General features: G+C 50.3%; 1 protein-coding gene. It reads right to left on the bottom strand.

Translation table 11 applies throughout. From position 1 onward, the window contains the following. Positions 1-14,127, bottom strand: a 14,127-nt coding sequence (locus C6Y39_RS16120; RefSeq protein WP_105932348.1) for a BapA/Bap/LapF family large adhesin, incomplete at both ends; no start/stop codon positions are given.

The raw sequence follows: 14,127 nt of genomic DNA, 5'->3' as shown, positions 1-14,127 counted from the left end.
TCTTGTGGAAGGGTAATGGTATCTTCCGGTAATTTACCTAACGTAACAGTTTCAATACCCGTGTTGTCTTGCTCCCTACTATTAGATGTAAGGAGGGGCGTGCTTTCATCGGGTGCTGTTGTTGAAATTACGTCTTCTTGTGGAAGGGTAATGGTATCTTCCGGTAATTTACCTAACATAACAGTTTCAATCGCCGTGTTGTCTTGCTCCCTACTATCAGATGTAAGAGGGGACGAGCTTTCATTTTCCACAAGCCACGTCGTAGAGGAGAAAGCTGTTGTTTGAATCATCTGCCCGGTTAAATAAACCACTTCAGGTGCTGTAGGTTCATCAGTAACAACGGTGCCACTGCTGTCTGACGCACTTACAGGCTCAGATGAAGTGATTGTTACCACTTCCGGTACGCCTTCACCGGATGCCGTCACAAACACGTTAAACTCAGCCTGCTCGACAGTCCCGTCTGGATATTCGATACGGTAAGTAAAGGTATCAGTTAAGGTGCCACCAAATACCGCTTGCGTGTTGTCCGGGGTATAAGTGTATGCGCCAGTTTCATCAATTTGCAGCGTACCGTAATCACCTACTAACGTAGTGCCGCCAGTCGCGTCTTGGAAGTTTGTTCCATCGGTAGATACGGTTACGTCGTATATTGGGCCAAACAGAACATCGTTTTCGAACAGATTGCCTGTAGCAGTTTGTACGCCGCTAACTTCAAACTGATCAAGGTAATTGATGGTCGAGGATAGGTCTACACTAATACTACCGGCTATGCCAACGCCAGTCGTACCGCTCATCGACAGGCGGTACAAACCTTCAGTTAATCCGTCGACAGTGAGGACGGTATCGCCATCAATGCCTAATAAGCTAACTAGCTCGCCGTTAGGGAACACTCTGTACGCTTCCCATGCACCGTTTTCAAACTTCTCTACGGTAACAGTAAGGCTTGAAACCAGTGACAGCAAACTGCCATTATCAACGTTTAACGTAATATCTTGAGTTGTATTTGTAGCGACGGCAAATGTACTGCTGGTATCGCTAAAGCTGCCACCAAAAATACTTGCTAAATAAGTGTGAGATAGTGCCCCAGGTTCATCAAGACCAGCGTCTGTAACAAAATCATAGGTCAATTCAGCACGGGCCGAGTCTGCAGATACCCCTTGCCCTGATAAATTGAAATTTAAGTTTGCAGTAGAGGTATTCCTGCCATCTGAAATGGTGTAGCTGAAGCTATCTGTATTGCCTAAGCCGTCGCGCACGCCGTTGGCTACATAGGTGTAGCTACCGTCTTCAAAGATGGTGAGGTCGCCATAGTCACCTTCGATAGTAATGCCCGATAGCCCAGTGCCCAATACGGTCACCGACTCGCCGTTTGTATGGGTAACTTGCGTCACTACACCGCCCTCGGCAATGCTGTCCGTTACGTCGCCAGTATTAGCGGCATCAATAACATTCCCCGATGTTGTCGTGCTACCTTCAAACGCATATTCAGTGAGTGTTGAAGTTATATCGGTAGACTGAAGTAAGGTAAGCGTATTACTTAGCAGTGCCGCTGCGACAGCATCTAACACGGTATCTACCAGTGCGCCTAATCCTAATAAGTTAAGCCCTGTAGTAATGGTACTCACTAAATCACCGGCGCCAATAGTATCTGCGGTGCTTAAGGCTGGCTCAAGTACAAGGTTTCGCACAACTGTACCCAAACCAAGCCCGTTTAATATACTCGCGTTAGTGCCATTTAGTGTGTCCTCAACAGCAGTTAGGACTACTTCTTGGTTTTCTTCACCAAGCACTACGCCACCATCACCTAACTCTGTTAGCGTAATCGAGCCGTCGCTATTTTGATCGAATAGTGTCTCAAGGGCACTTTCATCATTGCGTACAACCACGGTGTAATCACCGGCAGGTAGCCCAGAGAATTTTGCAACCAGCGTATCGTCACCGGTTACTCCGATTAGGTTTACGCCAGCCACATCACCTATTAACGGGTTATCTGGCGTCATAGCGGTGGCAACCACATTGCCATCTGAATCAACAATATCGATACGATACGAATCGGCAACAGCCACCAGCGCGGTTTGACTGACCTCTACAACCACTTCGCCAAAGAAACCAGCATCAACGGTAAGCGTTGTGCTAGCCTCTGGCGAGCCTGCTGCTGGTGAGCCTTCGGCTAAGCCCAGCACTTGGAAGTCACTGTCGCTAACTGGTGCATTCACAATGGCCGTTTGTGCACCAAGCTCCATGTCATTGTTATCGGTTTGGGCTACTACCGGCGGGAAATCGCTGCCAGATATGGTGATGGTAAGTGCCGCAATATCAGAGGTTTCACCGTCAGATAACGTGTAGTTAAACACTTCATCTTGCCCAATAGCACTGCGGTCACCATCAGCGGTATAGGTGTAAGTACCATCTGCAGCAATTTCCAGTACGCCATAGTTACCTTGGATAGTGACTGTGCCTGTAGCAGGAACAGCAACACTATCACCAGCAGCATTAGTAACCAGCGTTACTTGGGCGCCGTCTAAAATGGTGTCAGCACCCACGCCACTCAAGTCACCGTCAATTAAATTGCCTTGGGCTACTAAATCACCCGTATAGGTGTATTCGGTTAATGTGGTGGTGATATCTGTGTCTTGTAGCAAGGTTAGGGTATTGCTCAGAAGAGTATCCGCAATTACCGTTAGTATGTCATCCAGCAAACCAGTTAAGCCTAAATCGCCAAGCGGGCCCGTCAAAGCACCAGCGAGATCGCCCGCACCTATTGAAGTTGTAGTATCCAGTAGCGTTTCTAATACGCCCCTTACTTGTGTACCGACAGTCCCAGGGAGAATCCCTAAAATACCGCCATTCAAGGAGGTTTCGACCGTATCTAAAACTGAAGATTGGTTATCTGGACCTAGGACGACACCTGCTGTTCCTAGCTCATTCAGATTAACATCGCCATTACCATCGCTGTCCAACAAGTCTTCTAATGTGTTTTCATCGTTTCGAACAACCACACTATAAGTGCCTGCATCTAGGCCTGATAACGAGAAGGAGATGGTTTCATCGCCCGTAACATTGAAAATTTCTAGGCCACCGACGTCAGCCAGTTGTGAGTTTGCACTAACTCCTTGGTAAACAAGCTGCCCATTCTCATCATATACCTCTACTATGTAGGCGTCGGCAACCGCAACAAGCGCAATCTGTTCCACTTCTATTAGCACTTCACCCACATTGTTAGGCGAAACCGTAAAGGAGGCGCTTGCATCTACGCCACCTGTAGACTCTGCTAAGCCAATTACCTGCACGTCGCTGGTAGTTTCTGGAGGATTTACAGTAACCACGGGTTCGCCCATATCAACGGTGTTACCGTCGTTTATCGCATCGAGAGCCTGTACGACAACATTTTGACTTGTTGTGCTTGCCGAGTTACCTGCTTCGTCGGTGACTGTTGCAACCACCGTGTAGGTACCCGCTGGTAGCGATGTGTCTGTTAAATCAAGGCTCCAATTACCGCTGCCATCAATGGTAAGTTCAGGGTCAGTGCCAAAGGTATAGGATGTGCCATCAACGGTAACGGTTAGGGTAGTATTGTCACCAAGGTCAACCGTTCCATTAAAGACTAGCGTGCTATCGCTAGTAATAAAGTCTCCAGCCACCCCAGAGTCGTTTGAGATACTGTCGAACGTTACTGTCTGACCGTTATTGTTTTCATCAATACTGGTATCGATAACAACTGCACCTGTGTCAGTTGCAACATTGCCTACCGCATCTGTGGCGGTTACCGTTGCCGTGTAATTGCCTTCCGCAAGCAGGGCGACGATATTATCAGCCAGCGTCCAGGTTCCGTCACCATTGTTGGTAGCGGTGTAATCATTGCCGTCAATGGTCACCACTACTACTGCATTGGGGTCGTTAACCGTACCGGTAAGTTCTGGCGTGGTGTCGTTAGTAGTTAAATCGTTTATTGCAACGGTAGGTGCTGTGGTATCAATTACCACTGTACCTGTACTGGTCACCGTATTGCCTGCGGCGTCTGTTGCACTTACCGATGTAGGGTAGCTGCCTTCAGCTAGCGTAGCGACTACGTTATCGGCTAACGTCCATGTGCCGTCTCCGTTATTAGTAGCGGTATAGTCTTTGCCGTCAATGGTCACCACTACAACTGCATTTGGGTCGTTTACCGTACCGGTAAGTTCTGGCGTGGTGTCGTTGGTGGTTAGATCGTTTATTGCAACGGTAGGTGCGGTAGTATCAATTACCACTGTACCCGTATTGGTGGCAGTGTTGCCTGCGGCGTCTGTTGCAGTAACAGATGTTGGGTAACTGCCTTCAGCGAGCGTGGCGACTACGTTATCAGCCAGCGTCCACGTACCGTCGCCATTATTTGTAGCGGTGTAATCATTCCCGTCAATGGTCACCACCACAACCGCATTGGGATCGTTTACCGTACCGGTAAGCTCTGGCGTGGTGTCATTGGTAGTGAGATCGTTTATTGCAACCGTAGGCGCTGTGGTATCAATTACTACAGTACCTGTGTTGGTGACAGTATTCCCCGCGGCGTCTGTCGCGCTTACCGATGTTGGGTAACTGCCTTCTGCAAGTGTGGCGACCACATTATCAGCTAACGTCCATGTACCGTCGCCATTATTTGTAGCGGTGTAATCATTCCCGTCAATGGTCACCACCACAACCGCATTCGGATCGTTCACCGTACCAGTTAACTCTGGTGTGGTATCGTTGGTGGTTAGATCGTTTATTGCAACTGTGGGCGCAGTAGTATCAATCACTACCGTACCTGTGTTGGTGACAGTATTCCCCGCAGGGTCTGTTGCGCTTACCGAAATAGGGTAGCTGCCTTCAGCGAGCGTGGCGACTACGTTATCAGCCACTGTCCATGTGCCATCACCATTGTTGGTAGCGGTATAGTCGTTGCCGTCAATGGTCACCACTACAACTGCATTTGGGTCGTTTACCGTACCAGTTAATTCTGGCGTGGTGTCGTTGGTGGTTAGATCGTTTATTGCAACTGTGGGCGCAGTAGTATCAATCACTACCGTTCCTGAATTTGAACCCACATTGCCATCGGCATCAGTGGCAGTAACGGTAGTGGTATAGCTACCATCTGCAAGTGCAGCCACTGCATCGTCCGCCAGCGTCCAGCTTCCATCACCATTATTAGTTGCGGTGTAGTCTACACCATCAATGGTCACTATTATGATAGCGCTTGGGTCGTCAACCGTTCCGGTTAGCTCTGGTGTAGCGTCATTAGTGGTTAAGTCATTGATTGCAACGACTGGCGCAACAGCATCTACTGTATCTGACGTTGGTGCACTGACATTGCCAGCTTCATCAACCGCTGTTGCCGTAACGACCACGCCATCGGCTAGCGGTGTAGTGGGTGTGACTGACCAGTTACCATCGCCATCAGCAATAACCGTGAAATCAGGTGTGCCATCACCGTCAACGTCTACGTTTACGACAGCGCCTGCTTCGGCTGTGCCGGTAATTTCGGTACCGTTGCCTGCATCAACAGTAGGCGCAGCTGGCGCAGTAGTATCGATAACTCCGCCATTTTCGTTTGCGGTTGCCGTATTACCCGCGCCATCTGTTGCACTTGCGGTGACTGAATAACTACCTTCAGATAAGGCTGCTGGCACATCGACAGAGAAGGTCCCATTGGCTTGAACAATGGCGTCAAAGGTTTGCGTATTACCAGCGTTATCAGTAACGCTGATAGATACGGTGCTGCCTGGCGCAATATCTGTAGTACCGGATATGGTCGGTGTTGTGTCGTTTCCTGTGCCAAGCGGATCCAAGGTTAGGTTTGGCACGGCTGTATTGATATTTCCGCTGGTAGTATCAGACGCCGTGTTTCCAGCGGCATCAGTGGCGGTAGCAGTAACATTGAAGTTTCCGTCTGCCATTGCATTGGGCACGTCGGCGCTGAAATTACCAACGCTATCGACAATAGCCGTAAATGTCTGTTCTGCTCCCGCGCTGTCGGTGACGGTTATGGTCACTGAACTACCTGGGCTTAAATCGGTGCTACCGGTGATCGCTGGCGTAGTATCGTTACCTGTGCCTTGTGCATCTAAGTTGATCGTCGGCGCGGTAGTGTCTATGCTTCCAGCATCACTCGCTGTTGCTGTATTACCTGCCTCATCACTGATGGTAGCGCTTACCGTAAAGTCGCCTTCAGCTAAATCCGTACCTGGGGAGATAGAGAAAGAACCATCGACCTGTACCACTGCACTTAAGGTCTGGGTCGCACCAGCGCTATCCGTTACCAAAATAGTGACTACAGAGCCCGCAGGTTCATCAGTTGTACCGGTAATGAGTGGCGTCGCGTCGTTAGTGGTATCGGCAACATCTATAGTAAGTGTAGGTACTAGAGTATCAACTACGCCTGCCTCGTTATCGGTTGTACTGTTGCCTGCTTCATCGGTGGCGGTTGCTGAAACAGTGAAGTTTCCTTCAGCCATCGCCGCTGGTACGTCGGCAGAGAATACGCCGCCCGCGCCAACCAATGCAGAGAACACCTGGGTATTACCCGCACTATCAACAACCGTTATTTGCACTGTAGAACCTTGCGGTAAATCTACAGTGCCGTTTATGGTTGGGGTTGAGTCGCTAACTGTACCTGGCTCGTCCAGCGTAAGAACAGGTGAAATTGTGTCGATTACGCCAGTTTCAGCGTCGGACGCTGTATTGCCAGCTTCATCAACGACGGTAGCCTGAACTGTGTAGTTACCCTCAGCCAAGGTGGCGGGTACGTCTACGCTGAAGGAGCCATCACCTTGTACGGTTGCTGTTAAGGTTTGTATATTACCAGCGTTATCGGTGATGGTAATTGAAACCGTGCTTCCAGCTGGCTGGTCTGTCGTGCCGCTAATGGTTGGTGTTGCATCATTGCCAACACCCGGATCTGCCACATCAATAGCCGGTGATGTGGTATCTACCACACCGCCAGTTTCAGAGTCAGAGCCTGTATTTCCGGCTCCGTCAGTCACCTCTGCGACAACAGTGTAGCTACCTTCGGCCAGGTCTGACGGTACGCTTGCGCTGAAGGTGCCATCTCCTTGTACTGTTGTAGTAAAAGTTTGAACTGCTCCAACACTATCTGTCACTGTTAAAGTGACGGTAGCACCAACTGGCGCGTTAGTTGTACCTGAAATAAGAGGCGTAGCGTCGTTTGTCTGGCCAAGGGCATCTAGGGTAATGTCCGGGGCGCTTGCATTAATATTACCGCTATCTGACACTGTCGTGCTATTGCCCGCAGCATCGCTCGCACTGGCTGTTACATCGTAATCGCCATCAACAAGCGCGCTGGGTACTTCAACTGAGAAAGTGCCATCCGCGTTTACCGTAGCGGTAAGGTTCTGTACATTACCGCCTGCATCGGTGACAACCAGTGTAATTGTTGCTCCCTCTGGCAAGTCGGTAGTACCGCTCAAAATTGGCGTTGCGTCATTGCCGCTGGCCACTGGATCTAAGTTGATAACAGGTGGAGTGGTGTCAATTGTACCGTTGTTATCAACCGCTGTATTTTGATTACCCGCATCATCAGTCGCCGTCACTTCTACTGTGTAATCGCCTTCTGCAAGGTCAACCGGCACATCAGCGCTAAAGCTACCGTTCCCTTGAACTATGGCAGTGAAAGTTTGCGTATTGCCCAGGCTGTCAGTCACGTTAATGCTTACAGTGTTGCCCGCAGCTAAGTCGGTGGTTCCCGATATAGTCGGTGTAGCGTCGTTGGTTAGACCTTGTGCGTCTAACGTTACGGTGGGGGCTGCTGTATCTATGACACCGTTGTTATCTATTGCCGTTGCTGAATTACCCGCATCGTCAGTCGCAGTGACGGTCACGCTGAAACTGCCTTCAGCTAAATCGGCAGGAACATCAGCACTGTAAGTGCCATCGTTTTGAACGATTGCAGTGAATGTTTGGGTATTTCCAGCGTTGTCTGTCACGCTTATGCTAACTGTGTCCCCAGCATTGAGGTCTGTGGTGCCAGAGATAGACGGCGTTGCATCATTGCCAAGCCCTTGTGTATCGATGGTTATCGATGGGGCTGTGGTATCGATATTACCGCCATTTTCGGTTACCGATGCACTGTTGCCAGCGCCGTCTGTGGCGGTGGCAGTAACAGAATAGTCACCTTCAGGTAAGCTTGCAGGAACATCAGCCGTAAAGCTTCCATCACCTTGCACTATGGCACTGAATGTCTGTGTGTTTCCAGCACTGTCAGTCACAGTTAGCGTTACAGTGCTACCTGGCGCTAAGTCGGTGTTACCTGAAATAGTCGGCGTTGTGTCGTTGCCCGACCCAAGAGGATCAAGGGATAGGGTAGGCGCGGCAGAGTTTATGTCGCCGCTCACTGTATCTGTAGCAGTATTGCCTGCAGCATCAGTGGCCGTTGCAGTAACGTCGAAGTTTCCGTCAGCCATAGGATTAGGCACATCTGCACTGAAGTCGCCGTTAGCATCAACAGTTGCAGTAAACGTCTGCACAGTGCCAACGCTGTCAGTTACTGTGATAGTTACTGTGCTTCCCGCGGCCAGGTCGGTATTTCCGCTAATGGTAGGCGTGTTATCGTTACCTGTACCAAGCGGCTCCAAAGTGATAACAGGTGCTGTGGTATCTACGCTGCCACCCGTTTCAGAATCAGAACCTTGGTTACCTGCCGCGTCTTGAGCGGTTGCGGTAACCGTATAGTCACCTTCAGCTAGTGGTGAAGGTACGTTGGCTGAAAAACTGCCGTTGGTTTGTACCGTAGCGGCAAAGGTTTGCGTGTTACCCGCACTGTCGACCACCGTTAGTGTGACAATGGCGCCTGCTGGAAGGTTTGTGGTGCCAGAAATAATTGGCGTAAGGTTATTCTCTGGTGTTAATTCGTCAAGATTTAGCTCAGGTGGCGTGATATCGATAACGCCTGAATTATCGAGAACCGACGTGCTGTTGCCTGCTTCATCAGTGGCGGTAGCTTCAACACTGTACGAGCCTTCAGCAAGGGCACTGGGCACATCAACCGTAAAGTTTCCTGCAGCATCAACTGTTGCTGTAACCGTTTGAATGTTGCCTGCACTATCTGTGATAACCAAGGAGACCACGCTACCTTCGGCTAGATCTGTACTTCCCGAAATGGTTGGCGTTGCGTCATTGCCTAATCCTTGAGGGTCTAAGGTTAGGGTAGGCGCTGTGGTGTCTATGGTGCCTGTTGCATTGGCTGACGCACTGTTGCCAGCATCGTCGGTGGCCGTTGCGGTAACCGTATAGTCACCTTCGGCCAATGCAGCTGGCACATCTACAGTAAAGTTGCCGTTCGCATCAACCGTTGCGGTAACAGTTTGGGTATTGCCAGCGTTATCGGTGATCGACAGCGTTACGCTCTCACCTGCTGCTAAGTCCGTAGTGCCTGAAATGGTAGGCGTAGTATCGTTATTTGAATCCAGCGCATCTAGCGAAATAACGGGGGGGACGGTATCGACGATACCGTTATTGTCGGTGACAGATGCACTATTTCCGTTGCTGTCTGTAGCGGTAGCCGTTACTGAGTAATCACCTTCGGCAAGAGGCGCGGGGACATCAGCACTAAAGTTACCGCTTGCATCAACAAGTGCAGTAAAGGTTTGGGTGTTGCCTGCACTGTCAGTGACGGAAAGTGTCACGGTTGAACCCGCGGGTAGGTCAGTCGTACCTGAAATGGTTGGTGTAGTATCGCTAACCGTCACTTGCGCATCTAGTGTCAACGCAGGGGCACTGGTATCTAACGTACCGGTATCAGAGGTGGTGGTTGTATTACCTGCATCGTCTGAGGCACTTGCTGTTACCGTGTAGCTGCCGTCTGGTATAGCGTTTGGAACATCTGCGCTGAAGTCACCATTCGCGTCCACAATGGCGTCAAAGGTTTGTGTATTGCCCGCGCTATCTGTGACGGTTAACGTGACTGTGCTTCCCGGCGCTAAATCAGTGCTGCCCGATATGTTAGGCGTTTCATCGTTGCCTGTGCCTTGCGGATTTAGCGTAAGTACAGGGGCGGTGGTGTCAATATTGCCACCGTCTTCAGTTGCGGTAGTTGAATTACCTGCATCATCTGTTGCAGTCACTTCGACGCTGTAGTCTCCTTCAGGCAATGGTGACAATACCTCTGTTGCAAAGTTGCCGTCTGCGTCAACCAATGCGTTAATGGTTTGCGTGTCACCATTGCTGTCAGTCACAGTGATCACAACGACAGCGCCTTCAGGTAAATCTGTATTACCTGAAATAACCGGCGTAGTATCATTACCTGAATCTAACGGGTTAACGGTAACAATAGGCGCTTGTGTATCAATACTTCCATTTGTTTCGTTTGCCGTTGCGGTGTTGCCTTGTGCATCGCTTACTGTTGCCGTAACGGTAAAGTCTCCTTCAGCCAGGGCGCTAGGCACATCGGCACTAAATGTGCCGTCTGCTTGCACGGCTGCTTGGAAACTTTGCGAGTTACCGTTGGCATCTACCACAGTAATGGTAACTAGTGTGCCAGGTGCCACGTCGGAAGTACCTGTGATAGTTGGGGTAACATCGCTGGTAGCGCCTTGTGTATCAAGGGTTAACAGCGGCGCTTCGCTATCTACATTACCTTTTGTATTGGTATTCGCGGTATTGCCTGCACTATCGGTTGCACTGGCAGTCACAGTAAAGTCGCCGTCAGCTAGTGCGTTCGGCACATCTACGCTGAAGTTTCCATTTACATCCACCAAGGCACTGATAGTTTGCGTGTTTCCAGCGCTATCTGTTACGACAAGTGTAACCGTGCTTCCTTCAGGAAGGTCAGTGGTGCCTGAAAGCGTAGGTGTGGTGTCACCCGTGCTGCCAGGGTTTTCTAGGGTAAGCGTAGGCGAGGTGGTATCTACAACGCCGCCATTGTCGGTTACTGTTGTCGTATTGCCATCGCCGTCAGTTGCTGTAGCCGTTACGCTATATTCACCTTCCGCTAATGGATTGGGCACATCGACACTGAAATTACCAGAACCGTCTACCGTTGCCGTAAATGTTTGCGTATTGCCAAGCGCATCGGTAACAGACAGTGTAACAGTGCTGCCTGCGGGTAAATCGGTAGTACCTGAGATAGTAGGCGTGGTGTCGTTGTCATCACCCAGTGGGTCAAGGGTTAAGCTTGGCGCATTGCTGTCCACGGTGCCAGTTTGTGACGTTGAAGCACTATTTCCCGCAGCATCGGTAGCTGTTGCTTCGACATTGTAGTCGCCGTCAGCGAGTTCAGCAGGAACGTCAGCGCTAAATTCGCCGTTCGCGTCTACTGTGGCAGTAAAGGTTTGGCTGGTTCCAGCACTATCGGTAACGGTAAGTGTAACCGTGCTGCCTGCTTCCAAGTTCGTAGAACCGCTAATTGAAGGTGTCGTGTCGTTACCTGTGCCAAGTGGCTCTAGTGAAATGGTGGGGGCTTGCGTATCAATGTTGCCGCCATTTTCAGTAACAGTCGTTGTATTGCCTGCCTCGTCTGTTGCACTGGCCTCTACGGTATATTCACCCTCAGTAAGCGGCGTTTGTACGTCTACGCTAAAATCACCGTTCTCATCAACGATGGCATCGATAGTTTGTGTGTTGCCCGCGCTGTCGGTCACCACAATAGTTACTGTTGAACCTAGTGGTAAATCGGTAGAGCCAGAAATTGTTGGCGTGGTGTCGCTGCCGTCAGTTTGTGGGTCTAGAGAAAGCGCTGGTGCGGTAGTGTCTATGTTGCCACTGTTGTCGACAGCGGTAGTTGTATTACCCGCTGCATCAGTTGCTTCGACAGAAAACTCATAGTTGCCTTCTGCTAGCGCTTCTTCGACATCGGCGCTGAAATTACCATTTTCATCAACAACGGCGGTAACGGTCTGCGTATTACCCTGACTATCAGTGACAGTAATAACGACCTCGCTACCTGCGGGTAAATCTGTATTACCTGAGATAGTCGGTGTTGTGTCGTTAGTATCCGTTTGCGGGTTGATGTTCACAATCGGTGGGGTGGTATCAAGTACAGTAGTGGCCGTGGCGGTAGAGCTATTGCCATTTTCGTCTGTCACCGTCACTTCAATCTCGTATTCGCCTTCTTCAGAGCCAGGAGGGAATGCAACATTGAAGTTGCCATTCTCATCGGTTGTCCCCGTTATTGTCTGGCTGTTGCCGTCGCTATCGGTGATAACAACCACAACCTCTGAATTAGGGGCGTCTGATGAACCCCCTATGCCTTCACTACCGTTGGTAGGAGAGCCGGTTTCAATAACAACATTAGGGCCTTGGGTATTAATAACTGCATCGATGGAGGTTGAAGCGGTATTGCCCGCCACATCAGACACAGTAGCGGATACCGTGAAGTCGCCGTTTGCGAGTGTTTGCGGCACTTCAGCACTGAAGCTACCGTCTTCTTGAACTGTTGCAGTAAGGGTTTGCGTAGTGCCATCTGAATGTACGATTTCTAGCGTTACTATTGCACCCGGTTCTGCGTCGGTGTCGCCATTTATCACTGGCGTGTCATCATTGGTTGATCCAATAGGATCAAGGCTGATTATCGGCGCCGTGGTGTCAATTTCGCCAGTCACTGTGGTGGTAGAACTGTTGCCTGCTGGTGTTGTTACAGTAACATCTACCGTGTACTCACCTTCGCTAAGTTCCGCTGGCACATCTTCGTTGAACGTGCCGTCAGCGCCCACTATAGTGACGATTGTTTGCTCGTTACCCTGGCTATCTGTAACAACAATGACGACTTCACTGCCAGGAGGGGCATCGGTTTCACCAGACACGTTTGGCGTAGTATCGTTCGTTGGCGCAGGTTGATTTACAGTCGTAGAAGGACTCGTAGAATCGTAATCGCCGCTTGCTGTTGCTTGCGCTGTGTTACCCGCACCATCTGTCACCTCGGCAGTTACGCTGTATGTACCCTCTGCCACCGCATTTGAAACTTCAACGGTAAAGGTACCATCGGCAAGCACATTGGTGGTAAAGGTTTGAGTAACGCCAGCACTATCGGTAACGATAAGAGTTATCGTGCTTCCTGGCACGGCATCCGTTAACCCCGAAAGTGTGGGGGTAGCATCGCCATTTATTCCTGGGTCGTTTAATGAGATGATTGGCGCCGTCACGTCGATAGCACCCTGAGCGTCAGCATTGGCCGTATTGCCTGCTGTATCAGTTACGCTGGCGTTAACGGTAAATTCGCCTTCGGCTAATTCGGCAGCCACATCAACGCTATAGGTGCCGTCAGCCTGAACAATTGCAGTTACAGTTTGCGTGTTGCCCGCGCTATCGGTAATGGTTAACGTAACTGTGCTGCCAGGAGTGGCATCAGTGGTACCTGAAAGGGTAGGCGTGGTGTCGTTGTCAGTGGCTATAGCGTCAATAGTAATTGATGGCGCTGTAGTATCAATTTCCCCTATGGTATCAGCTGTTGCTGAATTGCCTGCCTCATCAGTCACGCTGGCGTTAACGGTAAATTCACCTTCGGCTAATTCAGCAGGTACATCTACACTATAGGTGCCGTCTGCTTGCACAATAGCTGTCACCGTTTGCGTGTTACCTGCGCTATCGGTAATGGTTAATGTAACCGTGCTACCCGGTGTGGCATCAGTGGTACCTGAAAGGGTAGGCGTGGTGTCGTTATCCGAACTTGGCGCATTAATAGTAATGGTTGGGGCGGTAGTATCAATTTCCCCTGTGGTATCAGCGGTTGCAGTATTGCCAGCTTCATCAGTCACGCTGGCGCTAACGGTAAATTCACCTTCGGCTAATTCAGCGGGCACATCAACGCTATAGGTGCCGTCTGCTTGCACAATCGCAGTCACGGTTTGAGTAACGCCCGCACTATCGGTAATGGTTAATGTAACCGTGCTACCCGGCGCGGCATCAGTGGTACCTGAAAGGGTAGGCGTAGTGTCGTTACCAGTCGCTATGGTATCGATAGTGATCGACGGCGCAGTGGTATCAATCACGCCCGTGGTGTCTGTGGTTGCTGTATTACCCGCTTCATCGTTAACGCTTGCGTTAACGGTAAATTCACCTTCGGCTAATTCGGCTGGTGCATCAACGCTATAGGTGCCGTCGGCTTGCACAATCGCAGTCACGGTTTGAGTAACGCCCGCACTATCGGTAATGGTTAATGTAACC

The sequence above is a fragment of the Alteromonas gracilis genome (assembly GCF_002993325.1).
Taxonomy (GTDB): Bacteria; Pseudomonadota; Gammaproteobacteria; order Enterobacterales; family Alteromonadaceae; genus Alteromonas; species Alteromonas gracilis.
Note: the sequence above shows the minus strand (reverse complement) of the source record. Positions and strands in the feature narration are given on the sequence as shown.